A 17,342-nucleotide genomic window follows, 5' to 3' on the forward strand; every position below is an offset into this window, starting at 1 on the left:
TAATATATTAACAAATAGGCAGTCAAAAAACATTCTATTATATGGAGATAGAGATGGAATTAACTTCTGCAGCAGTGTCAGGCAAGGACCGCATGACCAGGGATGAGCGAAAAGTCGCCTATGCCACCATTGTGGGAACGACGGTTGAATGGTATGACTTTTTTATCTATGCGGCAGCGGCAGGCCTGATCTTTAAAGACCTGTTCTTTGCGCCGGCAGGCAATACTTTAGGAACATTGCTGGCCTTTGCCACCGTTGGCATCAGCTTTTTATTTCGTCCTTTTGGCGCCTTTTTAGCAGGGTATTTAGGGGATAAATATGGGCGCCGGATTGTTTTAGTCACGACATTGGTATTGATGGGTTTAGCCACAACATGTATTGGCTTATTGCCAACCTATGCCAGTATTGGCGTGATGGCGCCTATTTTGCTGCTGGTGCTGCGTATTTTTCAAGGGATTGCCGCTGGCGGTGAATGGGGCGGCGCTGTGCTGATGGCTGTCGAGCATGCGCCCAAGCATAAGCGTGGCCGTTTTGGCGCATTCCCGCAAATTGGTGTGCCCTTAGGTTTGATCCTTGCTTCGGGTATGTTTGCGCTTATGACTGGTGTGATTGCTCCAGGAGATGCGTTTGTAGAGTGGGGATGGCGCATTCCATTTTTATTCAGCGTCGTGCTGCTGTTCATTGGTCATTGGATTCGCCGTACGGTTGAAGAAAGCCCTGTTTTTGAAGAAATCAAAGAGCGTAAAAGCGCATCTCAAACACCGATTCGCGATTTATTTAAAAACCATAGCCTTGTTGTATTGTTAGCGGCTTTGGTCTTTGCGGGGAATAGTGCAAGCGGTTATATGACCACGGGCGGATTTATTCAAAACTATGCGACAAATCCTGATGGCCCTTTAGCCATGGCGCGTACGCCTGTATTGATTGCTGTCACGATGGCTTCTTTCTGCTGGCTGATTACGACTTATATTTCAGGAGCCTTGTCCGATAAAATTGGGCGTAAAAAGACTTATATCTTGGGCTGGATTGTGCAGCTTGTCGGTATTTTTGCTTTATTTCCCTTGGTAAATACAGGGATTTTTCAGCTTTTTGCGCTGGGTTTATGTTTCTTGGCAAGCGGCATTGGCTTAACGTATGGCGTGCAGTCTTCTTATTATGCTGAGCTTTTTCCTGCATCAATTCGTTTTTCAGGCATCTCAATTTCATATGCGCTTGGTGCAATTTTAGGCGGAGCATTTGCGCCAATGATTGGCACTTGGCTTGTGAGTGTGACGGGTTCAACCGCTGCGGTTTCATACTATTTAGCTTTCATGGCGACCGTTGCATTGCTTTCGACCTTGGCTATTCGTGATCGCACGGGCATTCCATTGGGGCCTGATCATGAAGCTGAACAAAGCAAGTCGCCGCTGGTATGGCGCAAATAATTTTGATGATGTGATATTGGTTTGAATTCCAAAGCCCTAATGTGTTTGGGGCTTTTTTCATGCTTGTGGTCAGGAAGATAAGTGGCCGTCAATATCAGGTGATTTCAATTTTTTACTTCTATGGGGGCGCATTTTTGAGCAGGGTGAGGGTATTTTTAGGGTGATGCTGAGCTGATGAAGGCAGCATTTGGCTGCTCATAAAATCATAGAGGATGCAGTTCTATGCCAATCGCTGAGAAAAAGACAATAAAAAGCCCTAATCTTTCGATCAGGGCTTTTTGAATTTGGAGCGGAAAAAGAGACTCGAACTCTCGACCCCAACCTTGGCAAGGTTATGCTCTACCAACTGAGCTATTTCCGCAGGGTTATCCATTTTTTTAAATAAAAAAACTGAATGAAAAAATTTGGAGCGGGAAAGGAGACTCGAACTCCCGACCCCAACCTTGGCAAGGTTATGCTCTACCAACTGAGCTATTTCCGCAGGGTTATCCATTTTTTTAAATAAAAAAACTGAATGAAAAAATTTGGAGCGGGAAAGGAGACTCGAACTCCCGACCCCAACCTTGGCAAGGTTATGCTCTACCCACTGAGCTATTTCCGCAGGGTTATCCATTTTTATAAATAAAAAAACTGAATGAAATAATTTGGAGCGGGAAAGGAGACTCGAACTCCCGACCCCAACCTTGGCAAGGTTATGCTCTACCCACTGAGCTATTTCCGCAGGGTTATCCATTTTTATAAATAAAAAAACTGAATGAAATAATTTGGAGCGGGAAAGGAGACTCGAACTCCCGACCCCAACCTTGGCAAGGTTATGCTCTACCAACTGAGCTATTCCCGCGGAGTCTATCCAATTTTTTAAATAAAAAACCGAATGAAAAAATTTGAGCGGGAAAGGAGACTCGAACTCCCGACCCCAACCTTGGCAAGGTTATGCTCTACCAACTGAGCTATTCCCGCGGAGTCTATCCAATTTTTTAAATAATAAACCGAATGAAAAAATTTGAGCGGGACAGGAGACTCGAACTCCCGACCCCAACCTTGGCAAGGTTATGCTCTACCAACTGAGCTATTCCCGCATAGCCACGTATAATACAGTAAGCAGTTTCAAGGTCAATAACTTTATGCAAAACCTTGGTTCAATTGCATAAAATAAAAACAATTTTAAAAGAGTTGCTAGATATTTAAACAAATCACTTTGATTTTAGGTGCTGCGGGCAGCATTCTGCTGAGTTAAATTTGCTCATGATAGCGGAACCGGCGGTGAGAACACGCTATACTGAAAGCAGTCTTTTAATTTTGGAGCGAAGCTTTGAGCTTGGAACAGCAACTCATCGAACGTTTACAGCAGTTATCGCCAAGCCATTTAGACGTGGTGAATGAATCTGCAGGCCATGGCGGCTATTTCCCAGGCAAAGAATCACATTTTAAAGCGGTGATCGTCAGTGAGGCTTTTGCTGGCTTGCGTTTGGTGCAGCGTCATCAAAAAGTCTACGCAGCAGCAGGCGATTTATTAGGCCCCGGCAGCATTCATGCACTGGCGATTCACGCCTATTTGCCTGAAGAATGGAAAGGACAGGATACCTCCAGCCCTGACTGCGCGCATGCTCCAAAGCCTTAACGGACATTGAATGAATATGGAAACTCAATTGCTGATTAAAATCATTCACATGTCTGCGGTTACATTGGCTGGTTTGGCCATTTTCATCCGGGCCTTTACGCTGTTTAAGGGGGTGCAGGGCAATCAGCCGAATCCAGCGGGCCGAAAGCTGTTTGTGGCGCTGCAGCATTTATCCATGACGCTGATTGCCGGGACAGGCATCGTGCTGCTGTTCATGAAAAATTTTGATGTGCAGCCGTGGTTCTATGCCAAAGTGATTTTGTTCTTGGTGCTGCTGTCGTCATTAAGCAAAGCTTACCGCAAAACCGATACTGTACAGCTGACACAGCGCCGCGCAGGCTTATTCTTGGCGGCTGTGGCCTTGCTTGCCATTATCGGCTTGGTCATGATTAAGCCGAACTTTGGCTGATCTTCGGGCAGGGATGCTTTGGGATGCATAAATTGTCAGACATAATAAATTGCACATAAACTGTTCTCAGGTAGACTGAGAACAGTTTAAATAATAATGAGATAGAGGGGTTTTATGCGTACACGAGTGGTGTTTAACCAAAAGGGCGGTGTGGGGAAATCCAGCATTACAGTAAATTTGGCGGCCATCAGCGCGCATCAGGGCTTAAAAACGCTGGTGATTGATTTGGACCCGCAGGCCAATTCCAGCCAGTATTTGCTGGGGGATGACGCGACGTATTCGGCCGATAAGCCTGCATTGGAACCCAATATTGAAAATTATTTTGAAGAAGTGCTGGGCACGCAGCAAAGCAAAGGCTTGCTGGGCAATGCCATTGGTTCAATTTTAAAAAACCGTTCTAAAGGATTGGACAGCTATGTGCACCAATCGCCGTTTAAGAATTTAGATGTCATTCCAGCCAGCCCAAGCTTAGGCGCTTTGGCCTATGCGCTCGAGTCTAAGCATAAAATTTATAAGCTGCGCGATGCGCTGCAACAGCTGAGCGGCAAATATGAGCGTGTGTTTATCGATACGCCGCCCGCGTTTAACTTTTTTACGCTGTCCGCATTGATTGCCTCCGACCGGGTGCTGATTCCGTTTGATTGTGATGTTTTTTCAAAACGCGCCTTGCAAACACTGATTGAAAATGTGATTGAAACGCAGGATGACCACAATGACGGTTTGGAAATTGAAGGCATTGTGGTGAATCAATTCCAGGCGCAGGCCAAGCTGCCGCGTGAAGTGGTGCAGCAGCTGAAGGATGAAGGTTTGCCGGTGCTTGAAAATATGCTGCCGCCGTCAGTTTTGATGAAAGAATCGCATCATAAAAATCAGCCGTTGGTGCATTTGGCAGCAGATCATAAATTGACGCAGGCCTATCAATCATTGTTCAATGAAATTGAGCAAAAATAAGATCGAGACATTTATGAAAGCAAGCACATTCAGCCTTCTCAAGTTAAGCCTTTTGGCCGCCAGTTCAATGCTGTTGGGCGCATGCGCCACGGCGGTAAAGCCAACCTATGTTTCACCGACACAGTACCAGTCACTGAATTGTTTTCAATTGCAAAGCGAATATAACCGCATTCAGGAATATTTGAATAATGGCGTACAGCCTGCCAAGCGTACAGGCATGGGAGTGGGTGTCGGTTTAGGCGGCGGCTGGAGCAATCACGGCGGCTGGGGCATTGGCCCAAGTGTTTCGGTCAATATGGGCCAGTCTTCCAATACCAAAAAGACAGAAATTGCCCGCTTGATGGGCGAACAGGAAGCCGTGCTTCAAGCCGCTAAATTTAAAGGCTGTCCGATGATTCCACGGACAGCCGCCGCGCAATAATAGCATTTCATGCATGCACCCTCATGCTTAGCCCGCTTCTGCAAAATGGGCTGAGCATGAGAAAAGTGTAATAAAACTTGTCGATGTATCCCTGCATTTTCAAATGTCTGCTCCGTGCTTATGGAGAAGATGGATTTTTAATATTAAGTATTTGAAAAATATAAAATAAAATTAACATTGATTTTATGTGCAAAACTGTTCCAGTGCTCTCAATTCTGCATTTATTTCCTGTGATGCCGGCCGTAAAATTCTTTTTTTAGCCTGATCTGTACTTGTTTTTATAAATTATTTTCAGCTAAGGTGTGCCCAATTTTGCATAGTTCCGGGTTTTTATGATTGAGAGTTGGCTTTTTGTTTTAGCAATGATTGCGGTACTGATGACGCCAGGCCCGACCAATGCATTGCTGGCGAGCTCAGCGCATCAACAGGGCATCGCGAAAACCAGCTTATTTATTCCTGCAGAATTTTTTGGCTATTTTTATGCCATTAATCTTTGGGCTTTATTGATTCATTTAAGTGCGCCTATTTGGCCAAATTTAATTCATATTCTGCATTTTTTGAGTATGGCCTATGTGTTTTGGCTGGCTTTCCGTCTGTGGAAGTCTTCAGACTTGCATAAGCACAATCAGCGTTTCACGTCTATCCGTCCGCGCCAGCTGTTTTTTTCAACGCTTAAGAATCCGAAAGCGCTGCTGTTCGCTGCCGGCATTTTGCCGCTGGAAACCTGGGGAAATTCCACCAATTTTATCTTGGTTTTTGCGGTATTCAGTCTGGTGCTGCTGCCGTGCGCCTTGTTTTGGATGTCTTTTGGGCGCGCAATTCTGTCTGGCGATACCAAGCAGATCAAAGCCGATCTTTTATATAAGGGATCGGCCATGATGCTGGTGCTGTGCATGCTGCCTGTGCTGATCCGCTTTTTTTCTTAAGCGGAAAGCGCAGATGGACGCGGCGCTGAAGAATCAGTTTTTCTTCATTTTTTGGCGGATAAAGCCAATAATGCCCGGCAAGACGCTGATAATGATAATGCCGAAAATTAAATGCGTGAAGTTGTCTTTCACGATAGGCATGTTGCCGAACAGATAGCCCAGCAGAATGAATGAACCTGTCCAGCACAGCGCGCCAATGACATTGTAGCTCAGGAAAAACTTATAATTCATGCTGCCGGCGCCAGCCACAAAAGGCGCAAAAGTGCGGGCAAAAGGGATAAAGCGGGCAAAAATAATGGTTTTACCGCCATGCTTGGCAAAAAAGTTTTGTGTTGCAATTAAATGCTGCTTATTGATAAAGCGGGATTCAATTTCAAATACCCGAGGGCCGATGTACTTGCCGATATGATAATTCAGCGTGTCACCTAAAACTGCGGCCAGAAACAGCAAGATAAATAAAATCCAAGGATCCATTGCCCCTGTAGATGCAGCCAATGCGCCAGCGGCAAAAAGCAGGCTGTCACCCGGCAAAAACGGCATCACCACTAAACCTGTTTCGACAAAAATAATCAGGAACAGAATGCCGTAAATCCAGACACCGTAATTGGCAATGAATTCCAGCAGGTGGTCATCTACATGTAATATAAAATCAATAAGTTCCATGAGTGAAAAACAAGCAAAAATGTAATGGAATGCTATCAGCACAGTCTTGTAAAGTCAGTATTAAAACGTAATTAATTTCATGCCACATTGTTTTAAATGCGGAACGCTGAGTGTTGATAATCTATATTTATTAGATAAAAGCAACGACGTACCATTGACCCATCTTCAAAATAGAATTCAAAAGGTGTCACTATGTTTAATCCAAATGCTGCTGTTAAAACTCTTGTTAATCAACCCGCCGCTAATGCCGCTAATGCTGCTATTGCACTGATTGCCCGTATTTTTATGGCGTACATTTTTCTTGTTGCCGGTTGGGGGAAAATCACGGCCTACAGCGCAACTGTCGGTTATATGGAGTCTATGGGAGTGCCGGGCGCCATGCTGCCTTTAACGATTCTGGTAGAGTTCGGCGGCGGTTTGGCATTGCTGTTTGGTTTTCAGGCACGCTTTGCGGCATTGGGCTTGGCAGTGTTTAGCCTAATCACAGCATTTTTATTTCATGGCGGCGCAGAGGACGGCATCAATTTTATGAAAAATTTTGCCATGACCGGCGGTCTGCTGTTCTTAATGCTGCAGGGCGCAGGCAAATTCAGTATTGATCAGGCTATTGAAAAATAATCCGCAGATTGAGAGCTTTTGCCCAGCCGTAAAATAAAGAAGCTGCTTTTAGCGGCTTCCTGCTGTTGCAAGCCAGTCGATGTGTTTCCATTTTTTGAGGAATGAGTGCCGTCAATATCACTGGAATCAGCCGATTTTAGGGTCTGTCCGAATAGTGTGCGCATTGCGTGGAAAAATGCTAGAATATCGCGCTTATATTCGTTGCCTGCATAGTTGTTTGCCATGACTACCAATACCCAAATTACTGAAGACCGCATCCTGATTTTGGATTTCGGTTCTCAATATAGCCAGCTTATTGCACGCCGTGTACGTGAAGCTGGTGTTTATTCAGAAATGTACGCATTTGATATGTCTGAAGAAGACATTCGTGCATTTAACCCAAACGGGATCATCCTTTCAGGCGGTCCAGAAAGTGTTCATGAAGAAGGTAGTCCGCGCGCGCCAGAAGTTGTATTCAGCTTAGGCGTGCCTGTTCTTGGCATTTGCTATGGCCTGCAAACCATGTCAGAGCAGCTGGGCGGCAAAGTCGAACCGGGTACAGTGCATGAATTTGGCTATGCTGAAGTCAATATTCAAGTTCGCGATAAATTGATTGGCGATTTAGAAGATACTAAAGATCAGTTAAAAGTGTGGATGAGCCACGGCGACAAAGTAACGCGTATTCCTGAAGGATTCCAGGTTACTGCAAGCACGCCAAGCTGTCCGTATGCGATGGTTTCTGATGAAGCCCGCCGTTTTTACGGGATTCAGTTCCACCCTGAAGTAACGCACACTGCAAAAGGTGCAGAGCTGCTGTCTAACTTCGTTCACGGCATTTGTGGCTGCCGTAACCTTTGGAACTCTGAAAACATTATTGATTTGCGTGTAGAACAACTTCGCGCGCAAATTGGCGATCAAAAAGTTCTTTTAGGTCTTTCTGGCGGTGTGGATTCATCTGTGGTTGCTGCATTGCTTCATAAAGCGATTGGCGATCAATTGACTTGCGTATTCGTAGATAATGGTTTACTTCGTTTGAACGAAGGCGAGCAAGTGATGGACATGTTTGCGAAAAACATGGGTATCCGTGTGATCCGTGCTGATGCTGAAAACCGTTTTTTAACTGCGCTTGCGGGCGAAGTGGATCCTGAGAAAAAACGTAAAATCATTGGCCGTGAATTTATTGAAGTCTTTGCTGAAGAAGCGCGTAAGCTTGATGGCGTGAACTTCCTTGCGCAAGGCACAATTTACCCTGACGTGATCGAATCTGCTGCCACTAAAAACGGCAAAGCGCACGTGATTAAATCGCACCATAACGTGGGCGGCTTACCGGAAGATTTAGCGTTTGAATTGGTTGAGCCTATCCGTGACTTGTTTAAAGATGAAGTGCGCCGTTTAGGGACAACTTTAGGCTTGCCATTTGAGATGCTTTACCGTCACCCATTCCCAGGCCCAGGTCTTGGTGTACGTATCCTTGGTGAAGTGAAAAAAGAATATGCAGATATTCTTCGTCTTGCTGATGACATCTTTATGCAAGAACTTCGCGCAAGCGGCTGGTATGACAAAACTGCTCAAGCATTCGCTGTATTCCAACCAGTGAAATCTGTGGGTGTAGTCGGTGATGGCCGCCGTTATGCATGGGTGATTGCACTTCGTGCAGTTGAAACAGTTGACTTTATGACAGCTCGTTTTGCGCACCTTCCTTATGATCTTGTAGATAAAATCTCTACACGCATCATGAACGAAATTGCTGAAGTTTCTCGTGTTGTTTATGACGTATCGTCTAAACCGCCAGCGACGATTGAATGGGAGTAATTTCCTTCGGAAATTACCGAAAAGAGAGCGCTTAGGCGCTCTCTTTTTATTTATACTCAATGATGATAATTCATTTTAAAAGAATCTTTAGAACAATGACTTTGCCTACTTATGATCAATTAATGTTGCCATTGATGAAATTGCTTGCAGAACAGCAAGAAGCTATAAAAATTTCAACAGCATCAGAATTATTAACGTTGAAATCAGGTTTAACAGAAGAAGAACTTTCAGAAACATTGCCAAGTGGCAGAAATATTTTTAAAGATAGAGTTGCTTGGGCTAAAACCTATTTGGTAAAAGCTGGTTTGGTTGACCAGCCGAAAAGAGCATATTGTGAATTAAGCCAATTAGGCAAAAATATCGACTTATCAAAATTAGATGCTATTACGAATGAATATTTAATGAAATTTGAAGGTTTTTCTGATTTTAAATTAGGGAAACAGGACGTAATAATTTCACCAAAAGAAAAGATTGAAGATACTCAAACACCTGAAGAAATTATTTATAAAACATCACATTTTTTAACATCTTCATTAAAGGCAGATCTTCTGAATTTAATTAAAAGCAATTCTCCCAATTTTTTTGAAAAACTGGTTGTTGATCTTTTAGTTTCAATGGGTTATGGAGGTTCACATCAAGATGCAGCTCAAGCAATTGGTAAAACAAATGATGGCGGTATAGATGGAATTATTAGTGAAGACCGTTTGGGCTTAGATAAAATTTATATTCAAGCTAAACGTTGGGAAAATACAATTGGTCGCCCTGATATTCAACAATTTAAAGGTGCTTTGGCAGATCAAGTTGCTAAGAAAGGTGTTTTTATTACCACTTCTAGCTTTAGCAAAGAAGCGATTGAATCAGCTAAAAAATCAGGAATTGTATTGATAGATGGCGAGAAACTTACATCTTTGATGGTTGAATTTGGCTTGGGTGTGCAAGTTGAGCGAAGTTTCCATATTTATAAAATCGACCAAGACCGATTTGATGAAGATAATTTCTAAGCATGCAACATAAAGGAAGCTCTTATTACCCTGCCTTTCTCTGCTTCGGCATTTCATTCAAATCCAGCACTTTTAAAATCTGTTCACCAATGCGCTGAACCAGCGGCATGGTCACCGAGTTGCCTGCCTGTGTATATAAGGCGCAATTGGCCATTTTTTTAGGAAAATGCATTTGATCGACAGGATAGCCCTGAAAAGCAAAACACTCTTTGGGCGTTAATTTACGAATGCCATAATCATCTTTAATGATCGGCACATTATGCCCGCCAGAACCCATGTTCGCAGTCAGTGTGGGGCAAACATTGCGCTTATTTTCACGCACATACACCCGGCGCCATTGATAAACTTTGTCCATTGAGATTACGGATTCCGCCATCTTCGCGTAGTATTTATGATTTGGCCCATAGTAATATTTCTGATCCACTTTGACTTTTTCCAGCAAGCTGCGGATGGAGGCAGTTAAAGGGATTTCTTCAGGGAAATTGAATTCTTGATATCTCGGCACTTGTGCAGGATCTAAGGCCACAATAAAAATGCGCTGACGGTATTGCGGCACATTGGCATGCGTCATGCTGTTTAAGACTTTATGAAAGACGGTATAACCCAGCTCTTCCAGCGTATTACAGATGACCTGAAAGGTATTGCCGTGATCATGCGTCACCAGATTTCTGACATTCTCTAAAAAAAGCGCTTTGGGGCGATGCTTTTTGGCAATATTGGCCACATCAAAAAATAAGGTGCCTCGGGTCTCTTGAAAGCCCTTGCGGTGGCCGGCAATAGAAAAGGCTTGGCAGGGAAAACCGCCGCAGAGAATATCGAATGTCTTTGGAATTTCCGCTTTGGTGCTTTCTAATGTGATATCGCCTTCAGGCAATTCACCATAATTGCAAAAGTAAGTCTGCTGTGCGCGCTTATTCAATTCACTGGAAAATTCACAGCGCCCCTCAAGGTTCTGCAAGGCCATCCGGAAACCGCCAACACCAGCAAAGAGATCTATAAATGTAAATTTATAATCTTTAGGCTGTAAAAAAGGGGGGGGAGTCGGATCAGACAGCATTAAAAACTCAATCTCAGGGGATAAAAACTCACTTTCATTGTAATTAAAAACAGCAAAATAAAAAGGGTCAATCCGTTATTTAATGCATTCATAGAATGACTGTATTGCGGTCTGGTACTGCCGAAGTTCCGCTGCCGAAAGTGAAGCCAAACCCGTGTTTGACATAGATTTACATAATGGACCATGTGCGTGAGGCAGGATCCTTGCACGGATTAGGCAGCTTGATTGTATTTAAGGGCTTTTTATTTTTTGCTGGCGTTAATTTTGAGCGGGCGCTCATGGCGGGTTCGTAACGCACAACGCAATTCCGGCCATTTTCTTTGGCTTGATAGAGTGCAAGATCGGCCTGTTTGACCAGTTCATCCAAATCCTGCCGATGCGATTTTAATTCTGCAACGCCAATTGAGACAGTAAAGCTCAAACTTCTTTCTTTTAAATGCAAGCATTCATTCTGGATGCGCTCACGGATACGGTCGGCTATCAGCAATGCATCCTGAATGCTGGTTTCTGCAAGCAGGGCAATAAATTCTTCACCGCCAAAACGCGCCAAGACATCTTTTTGACGCATTTCTTTGCGCGTGGTGTCCGCAATGCTCTGCAAAACACGGTCACCGATATCATGCCCGTAGCTGTCATTGATTTTTTTAAAATAATCTACATCAAACATCAGCAGGCAGGTGCCGGCAGGCGTTGGCCATTCATGAATGCGCCGTTCAGCGACATGCACAAATTGACGCCGGTTAAATAACTGCGTCAATTCATCTGTATGCGCCATGTTTTTGAAACTGTGCAGATTCCAGTCATCCAGCAGGGAACGCAAGAAATTCCGGCGGCCATTTAAAGTGCTGTTCCAGCTGATATACAGGCTGAATAAAAGAATGGGGAAAAAGGTGAGAAAAAAGACAATCGCTTCCTGCACATGCATCAGCTGCTGCACACCGATGAGCGCAAAAATAGAGATGAACATTGTGCTGTAAAGGGCGGGTTTAAAACGGACCTGTATGCAAAGATTCGCAATTAATACAAAAATAACTGAAGCGTAAATATAGGAGTTGATCCACGGGCTGGAGGACTGCAGCAGCAAAAAAATCCAAAGTCCCATGCTGCAGGCGGTACTGACCGGTAAGATCAGATCCAGCAGAAGAATATCTTTTTTATATTTGAATAGATAGAATCCGGCAAGCAGTGATGCGGCGACGCAGCCGACACGCAGAAAAGCTGAGAGGTTATACATATCCGGCATAATGAAATAATCTGCAAAAAAATAGATCAAAAAAACCAGCTGGGCAATATAGTTGATGCGGCGAAGGAAAAAGCGCTGCTGCTGGTATTGGAAATCTAAAAAGGCCTGCTGAAAATGTGCTGGAATGGGCGCGTTATGATTTGCCAGTGCCTGTTCAATGGCGCTGCGGTTTTTCAGGCTGCATTCCGAAGGTTTCAGTAAATGCTGCTGAGGTTTGTGCTGTGCGGTTATACTGGAATGGCTTTTTTCACCAACCCTCAAATCTGCAGTCATACGCTGATCCTTTTGATTACGGCAGGAATGAAGAGGAATGTATTATGGATAAATTGGTTAAAAAATAAACTCACCAGATTTGGGTATTTTTTGGCATAAAGTATGACAAAATGTGTAGATATAGACTGATTTAAAATTCTGACACTTTTACGCGCTTTCTGCGGCGGGAACAGCATGCTAGATTAAAGGCAAAGATTTGCAGGGCATGGGGCCGAATAAAAACCGCTATTGTCCTATTTATAGCATTCACCGTATTGCCGGATGCATGGGCTTCACCTTCAGAATTGATTAAGATGCATGTATTCCATGCCGCGATTCAGCTATATGCCATTTCGGCTGTATATTCCTTTCAGCATCAATTGCGTTTGCAGCAAGACTTCGCCAGATTCAGGATAGCAATATGACCAATACCAATTACACAGAACTGTCATCTTCAGACGATTGCGAAAAATATATTAATCAATTTGTACAGGAATTCCCGCTGCGCAGCGCTGAAATTGGCCAGGGAACCGTGATCAAGCGCGCTTTGCCCAGCCGCCATAAACGCATGATTGGCGCCTGGTGCTTTCTGGATCACGCCGGACCTGCAGTGTTTCCGCAGGGAGAGGGGCTGGATGTTGGCCCGCATCCGCATATTGGCCTGCAGACCTTCACTTGGATGATTGAAGGCACCATGATGCATACCGACAGCCTGGGCACGAAACAGCTGATCCGTCCGCATCAGGTGAACTTGATGACGGCCGGCTACGGCATTTCACATACCGAAGTAGCGCCAGAAACTGAAACGCATATGCATGCCGCGCAGCTGTGGATTGCTTTGCCGGATGACAAAATCAATATGGCGCCGCGTTTTGATCATTACCCTGAACTGCCTGTGGTCAGTCAGGATGGTGTTGATTTTACTGTGCTGGTGGGCGAATTTTTTGGTGTCAAGTCGCCGGTTGCCGTACATACAGAGCTTTTGGGCGTAGATTTGCAGGCGCAAGAAAGCACCCGCACCCGCATTGGATTGAATCCTAAATTTGAATATGGCTTTTTGGCTTTAGAAGGCACGGCATCCATCAATGGCCATGAATTGACCGAAGACAATATGGTGGTTTTAGAGCCTGGGCTGGAGCGCGTGGACATTGAAATTCATGCCCATAGCCGGGTCCTGCTGCTGGGCGGTGAACCGTTTGAATCACCTATTTTGCTGTGGTGGAACTTTGTGGGGCGGACGCAGGAAGAGTTGAATTTAGCGCGCGATCAGTGGATTAATCATGATGAACGCTTTGGCAATATTCCAGACTATGAAGGGCCGCGTTTAGAAGCGCCGGCTTTTCCTGACAAGATGCGCGCCTCCAAGTAAACCGGCTGGATTGTTCAGACGCTGCCGCATGCGGCGCCTGACGGCTAAATGAAGTGCGCTGGCATCACAATAATACAAGATGAATAAGGACAAAAAATGGCTGTTATTGCAAATGCAACAGTAGAGACCCTGCCTGAACCGTGGTCAGGCGCAATCCGCAGCGGCAGGCATCAGCTGATTACGGACAAGCCGGAATCTTTCGGCGGTCAGGATCAGGGCTTGGCGCCCTATGATTTGATCTGCTCAGGGCTGATTTCATGCACCATGATTACCTTGCGCATGTATGCGCAGCATAAGGGCATTGATTTGGGCGCATTTCACGTTGAAGCTGATTTCTGCGCCAATAAAGAGGGCAGGGAATGGATTGAACGCCGTGTGCATTTTCAGAGCCCTCCAGATGAAGCGCTGCAGCAGAAGGTGCTGGATATTTGCAGTAAAACGCCCGTCACGAAAACGCTGCTGCGCAGTTTAGAAATTAACACTCAATTGGTTTAATCCGCTTAAGCCGTGCTGTCCCGCACGGCTTTTTACAGCGCCGCATTAATCCCATTCAATTCATGATCAGTTAAATAATAAGGATAAACCATGCTGACACTGCATCACTTAGAACAGTCCCGCTCATTCCGCATTTTATGGGCGCTGGAAGAATTGGGCCTGGAGTATCAGATTCAGTTCTACAAACGCCTTCCGAATTTTTCAGGCCCGCCGGAGCTGCTGGCCGTGCATCCCTTGGGCAAAGCGCCTGTGCTGACCGATGATGATCAGAGCATTGCAGAATCTGCGGTGATTTTAGAGTATCTGCAGGAACAGTTTGACGAATCAGGGCAGTTTGCGCCGAAAACACCGATAGACCGCCAGCAATACCGCTACTGGATGCACTATGCGGAAGGGTCACTGATGCCGCTGCTGGTGATGCAGCTGGTGATGTCCAATGTGCCGAAGCATGTCCCTTGGATAATTAAGCCGATTGCGCAGAAAATCAGTGACGGTGTGAAAGCGGGTTTCGTGCAGGCGCGCTTAAAAGACCATATTGCTTTTTTAGAACATTATCTGTCAGCGCATGATTATTTTGCCGGGCAGTTCAGCTTTGCTGATATTCAGATGAGCTTTCCTCTGCAGGCCTTGCAGTCGCGCACGCAAGGGCGATATCCGCATATTCAGGCTTTCTTGCAGCGCATCAGCAGCCGTCCAGCCTTTCAGCGCGCGCAGCAAAAAGAGCAGGCGCTGAACTGAGCGCGCACACGCGCCGATATTAAAAAGCCTGCTCAGTCAGCAGGCTTTTTAATCGTTTTTGATTTGACAATCAGACAGTTCAGCTGACGTGATACAGGCGTTCTTTCGGAAACACCACTTTGAAAATAGAGCCGCGGTTTTCTTTCGATTCAATTTCTAAATGCGCCTGATGCTGCATCAGCACATGTTTGACAATCGCTAAGCCCAAGCCTGTGCCGCCGGTTTGCCGGCTGCGGTCACTGTCGACACGGTAAAAGCGCTCGGTGAGGCGCGGCAGATGCTTCGGGTCAATGCCGATGCCGGTATCTTCAACCGTAAAATAGCCTTGCTCGCTGTCGTCGTGCCAGCCAATGGTCACTGTGCCGCCTTTGGGGGTGTATTTGATGGCATTGGTAATCAGGTTGCTGAAGGCGCTGGCCAGTTCAGTGTCGGAACCGATTAAATCGCAGTGGCTGTCAATGTCTAAATTCAGCTCATGGCCATAATCGACATTGTAGGCATGCGCATCGTCATACAGCTGGTTCATCAGGCTGGGCATATCAATAATTTGATTTTTGGCAATTTTTTTATCATTTTCTAAGCGTGACAGCAGCAGCAGGTCATTCACTAAAGCATTCATGCGCCGTGTCTGTGACTGCATCTGGTCAAACGCGCGTTTCCAGCGCGGGTTCAAATCTTCCTGATCGGTAAAGGTTTCGATATAGCCGCTGAGCACAGTAAGCGGCGTGCGCAGTTCATGAGAAATATTGTCGACAAAGTCTTTGCGCATCTGTTCCAGATTGTGCATGCGGGTCACATCATAGGCGACCAGCAGGCGGCTCTCGCCGCCAAACCGGGTCATTTTGACTTGCACATAATGTTCATCAAAACCCGTCGATTTCATTTTCAGGCCATCGGGCGCCTGATCAATATTGTTGAAATACTCAATGAAGCTCGGCTGGCGCAGCAGAGTCAGAATATTGCGCCCGCGGTCGGCGGCTTGAATGCCCAGCAGCTTTTCCGCAGCCGGGTTCCACCACTCAATTTGATGGCTTTCATCAATAAGGACTACGGCTTCGGCCAGCGCCACCAGTGAAGACTGCGCACGGTCAATTAAGCCGACCATTTCCGCCTGAACAATGCGTTCCTGACGCTGCGCGCGGTAAACATTGAACAGCAGCGCGCCCCAGATGCCGTCTAAATTAGGCGGCACATCATAAGGGCGGTTGGAAATCCATTCATTGACTAAATACAGCGAACGCAGCTGCAGGGCAAAGAAGATGCTGAAGGCCGCAAAAATGCAAATCCAGAAATACCCGATCCCAAGGCCAATGCAGCCGCCGATAATCAGCAGAAAAGCCAGCAGGCGCAAATCCTGCTTGGCAAAGGTCCATAAGCTGCTGTAGCGGAACTTCTTATGCTCTCGCGCCAGCTCAGGGACAGGGTAGGGTTCGTACATAAAATACTGCTAACCTAAAAAAGCTTGATCTTGAATGATATCAGCCAAGCGCAACATCTGCGCGGGTAGAAAAACGGTAGCCTGTGCCGCGCACGGTCTGCACATAGCGGTCTGCGCCGTAAGGCTCTAGAACTTTGCGCAGGCGGCGGATATGCACGTCAATCGTGCGGTCTTCAATATACACGTTTCCGCCCCAAACTTGATCCAGCAATTGCGCGCGGGTGTAGGCACGTTCAGGATGGGTCATGAAAAAAGCCAGCAGGCGGTATTCGGTCGGCCCCATTTCTAAAATACTGTCGCCGTGGCTGACGCGCTGGCTGACAGGATCTAAAATCAAGCCATTGGCATCAATGGTTTTCTCGCCGCCCAAGGCATTTGAACGGCGCAATACCGCCTTAATGCGTGAGACCAGCTCGCGGGTCGAAAACGGTTTGGTCATGTAGTCATCTGCGCCGGCATCCAAGCCTTGCACTTTATGGTCTTCTTCGCCGCGGGCGGTCAGCATGATGACGGGGATCTCAGATAAGTTCTCGTCGCGCTTCAAGCGGCGGCATAAATCGACGCCGCTGACGCCGCCAGGCATCATCCAGTCCAGCAGGACGAGAGCAGGGCGCTGGTCGACAATCATCTGATGCGCCTGTTTGGCATCTTCGGCTTGCTGGCATTGAAAACCGGCCATATCTAAAGAGGTATGGATCATTTCCCGGATCGGGAGTTCGTCGTCGACAATCAAAATGTAGTCATCTTTCACAGCGCAATACCCTATTTCATGTAAACGGTGGACCGTTTTATATTTATGACAGGCTTATTACAAAGATTAATTATGACAGTATCATTGCAAAAAGACATCGGGGCGCTATTTTTGAAAGATTTTGTGACAAATATTTGCGTAAAATAGCCGTTCAATTTAAAAATAAGCTTATGT

Annotated in this window: 18 protein-coding genes and 7 tRNA genes; 12 read left to right on the top strand and 13 right to left on the bottom strand. The window is 45.8% G+C overall.

All coding sequences use genetic code 11. From position 1 onward, the window contains the following. The first annotated feature begins 53 nt into the window (after positions 1–53). Positions 54–1,424: an MFS transporter gene (locus OKC24_RS08200; protein WP_130145466.1), complete on the top strand. Its 1,371-nt coding sequence runs from the start codon at positions 54–56 to the stop codon at positions 1,422–1,424. 285 nt (positions 1,425–1,709) lie between these two features. Here OKC24_RS08200 and OKC24_RS08205 read toward each other — a convergent pair. The 7 genes from OKC24_RS08205 to OKC24_RS08235 form a co-directional block, all read right to left on the bottom strand. Then, a tRNA-Gly gene (locus OKC24_RS08205) sits at positions 1,710–1,785 on the bottom strand. Positions 1,786–1,829: 44 nt separating this feature from the next. Next, positions 1,830–1,905, bottom strand: a tRNA-Gly gene (locus OKC24_RS08210). A 44-nt stretch (positions 1,906–1,949) separates the two neighbouring features. Further along, positions 1,950–2,025: transfer RNA gene (locus OKC24_RS08215), tRNA-Gly, on the bottom strand. 44 nt (positions 2,026–2,069) lie between these two features. Further along, positions 2,070–2,145: transfer RNA gene (locus OKC24_RS08220), tRNA-Gly, on the bottom strand. A gap of 44 nt (positions 2,146–2,189) precedes the next feature. Then, positions 2,190–2,265, bottom strand: a tRNA-Gly gene (locus OKC24_RS08225). A 46-nt stretch (positions 2,266–2,311) separates the two neighbouring features. Next, positions 2,312–2,384, bottom strand: a tRNA-Gly gene (locus tag OKC24_RS08230). Positions 2,385–2,430: 46 nt separating this feature from the next. Then, a tRNA-Gly gene (locus OKC24_RS08235) sits at positions 2,431–2,503 on the bottom strand. Between the two features lie 233 nt (positions 2,504–2,736). Here OKC24_RS08235 and OKC24_RS08240 point away from each other — a divergent pair. From OKC24_RS08240 to OKC24_RS08260, 5 genes are all read left to right on the top strand, one after another. After that, positions 2,737–3,045, top strand: a complete 309-nt coding sequence (locus tag OKC24_RS08240) for a BolA family protein (protein ID WP_005012178.1) — start codon at positions 2,737–2,739, stop codon at positions 3,043–3,045. Positions 3,046–3,061: 16 nt separating this feature from the next. After that, positions 3,062–3,454 (top strand): SirB2 family protein, encoded by a 393-nt coding sequence (locus OKC24_RS08245; RefSeq protein ID WP_165381169.1) that lies wholly within the window; start codon positions 3,062–3,064, stop codon positions 3,452–3,454. A gap of 114 nt (positions 3,455–3,568) precedes the next feature. Next, positions 3,569–4,405 carry a ParA family protein gene (locus tag OKC24_RS08250; protein ID WP_005012175.1) on the top strand — a complete coding sequence of 279 codons (837 nt, stop codon included), beginning with the start codon at positions 3,569–3,571 and terminating at the stop codon, positions 4,403–4,405. Between the two features lie 13 nt (positions 4,406–4,418). Next, on the top strand, positions 4,419–4,826 hold the full coding sequence (locus tag OKC24_RS08255; protein ID WP_130145472.1) for a hypothetical protein: 408 nt from the start codon (positions 4,419–4,421) through the stop codon (positions 4,824–4,826). A 332-nt stretch (positions 4,827–5,158) separates the two neighbouring features. Next, positions 5,159–5,752: a LysE family translocator gene (locus OKC24_RS08260; RefSeq protein WP_005012172.1), complete on the top strand. Its 594-nt coding sequence runs from the start codon at positions 5,159–5,161 to the stop codon at positions 5,750–5,752. A 33-nt stretch (positions 5,753–5,785) separates the two neighbouring features. Here the strand turns inward: OKC24_RS08260 and OKC24_RS08265 are convergent, their stop codons facing one another. After that, positions 5,786–6,415 (bottom strand): DedA family protein, encoded by a 630-nt coding sequence (locus tag OKC24_RS08265; RefSeq protein ID WP_005012171.1) that lies wholly within the window; start codon positions 6,413–6,415, stop codon positions 5,786–5,788. A gap of 192 nt (positions 6,416–6,607) precedes the next feature. Here OKC24_RS08265 and OKC24_RS08270 point away from each other — a divergent pair, with 192 nt between their 5' ends. Then, complete coding sequence (locus OKC24_RS08270; RefSeq protein ID WP_265464965.1) at positions 6,608–7,033, top strand: DoxX family protein; 426 nt, start codon at positions 6,608–6,610, stop codon at positions 7,031–7,033. Here the strand turns inward: OKC24_RS08270 and OKC24_RS08275 are convergent. Next, entirely contained in the window at positions 7,015–7,257 is a 243-nt protein-coding gene (locus OKC24_RS08275; RefSeq protein ID WP_131276605.1) for a hypothetical protein, read from the bottom strand. The genes OKC24_RS08270 and OKC24_RS08275 overlap by 19 nt on opposite strands. Here OKC24_RS08275 and guaA point away from each other — a divergent pair. Both guaA and OKC24_RS08285 read left to right on the top strand, forming a co-directional pair. Then, positions 7,256–8,824, top strand: a complete 1,569-nt coding sequence (gene guaA, locus OKC24_RS08280) for a glutamine-hydrolyzing GMP synthase (RefSeq protein ID WP_131276603.1) — start codon at positions 7,256–7,258, stop codon at positions 8,822–8,824. The genes OKC24_RS08275 and guaA overlap by 2 nt on opposite strands. A gap of 95 nt (positions 8,825–8,919) precedes the next feature. Next, positions 8,920–9,825: a restriction endonuclease gene (locus OKC24_RS08285; protein WP_131276601.1), complete on the top strand. Its 906-nt coding sequence runs from the start codon at positions 8,920–8,922 to the stop codon at positions 9,823–9,825. A 25-nt stretch (positions 9,826–9,850) separates the two neighbouring features. Here OKC24_RS08285 and dcm read toward each other — a convergent pair whose 3' ends face one another. Both dcm and OKC24_RS08295 read right to left on the bottom strand, forming a co-directional pair. Continuing rightward, positions 9,851–10,882: a DNA (cytosine-5-)-methyltransferase gene (gene dcm / locus OKC24_RS08290; RefSeq protein WP_131276598.1), complete on the bottom strand. Its 1,032-nt coding sequence runs from the start codon at positions 10,880–10,882 to the stop codon at positions 9,851–9,853. 169 nt (positions 10,883–11,051) lie between these two features. Next, a complete protein-coding gene (locus tag OKC24_RS08295; RefSeq protein ID WP_131276596.1) occupies positions 11,052–12,398 on the bottom strand; it encodes a GGDEF domain-containing protein in 1,347 nt (448 codons plus the stop codon). A gap of 400 nt (positions 12,399–12,798) precedes the next feature. On the opposite strand from OKC24_RS08295, the gene OKC24_RS08300 reads away from it, so the two are divergent. From OKC24_RS08300 to OKC24_RS08310, 3 genes are all read left to right on the top strand, one after another. Beyond that, the gene (locus tag OKC24_RS08300; RefSeq protein ID WP_131276594.1) at positions 12,799–13,746 is read left to right on the top strand and encodes a pirin family protein; all 948 of its coding nucleotides are present in this window, start codon (positions 12,799–12,801) and stop codon (positions 13,744–13,746) included. A gap of 96 nt (positions 13,747–13,842) precedes the next feature. Next, positions 13,843–14,241, top strand: coding sequence for an OsmC family protein (locus OKC24_RS08305; protein ID WP_131276592.1), 399 nt, complete (start codon positions 13,843–13,845; stop codon positions 14,239–14,241). Between the two features lie 90 nt (positions 14,242–14,331). Continuing rightward, positions 14,332–14,979 (top strand): glutathione S-transferase family protein, encoded by a 648-nt coding sequence (locus OKC24_RS08310; RefSeq protein ID WP_130145489.1) that lies wholly within the window; start codon positions 14,332–14,334, stop codon positions 14,977–14,979. 79 nt (positions 14,980–15,058) lie between these two features. Here the strand turns inward: OKC24_RS08310 and phoR are convergent, their stop codons facing one another. After that, positions 15,059–16,417, bottom strand: a complete 1,359-nt coding sequence (phoR, locus tag OKC24_RS08315) for a phosphate regulon sensor histidine kinase PhoR (protein WP_131276590.1) — start codon at positions 16,415–16,417, stop codon at positions 15,059–15,061. A 40-nt stretch (positions 16,418–16,457) separates the two neighbouring features. Continuing rightward, on the bottom strand, positions 16,458–17,168 hold the full coding sequence (gene phoB, locus OKC24_RS08320; protein ID WP_005012153.1) for a phosphate regulon transcriptional regulator PhoB: 711 nt from the start codon (positions 17,166–17,168) through the stop codon (positions 16,458–16,460). Between the last annotated feature and the right edge of the window lie 174 nt (positions 17,169–17,342).

Source organism: Acinetobacter entericus, assembly GCF_026168575.1.
GTDB classification, from domain to species: Bacteria; Pseudomonadota; Gammaproteobacteria; order Pseudomonadales; family Moraxellaceae; genus Acinetobacter; species Acinetobacter bouvetii.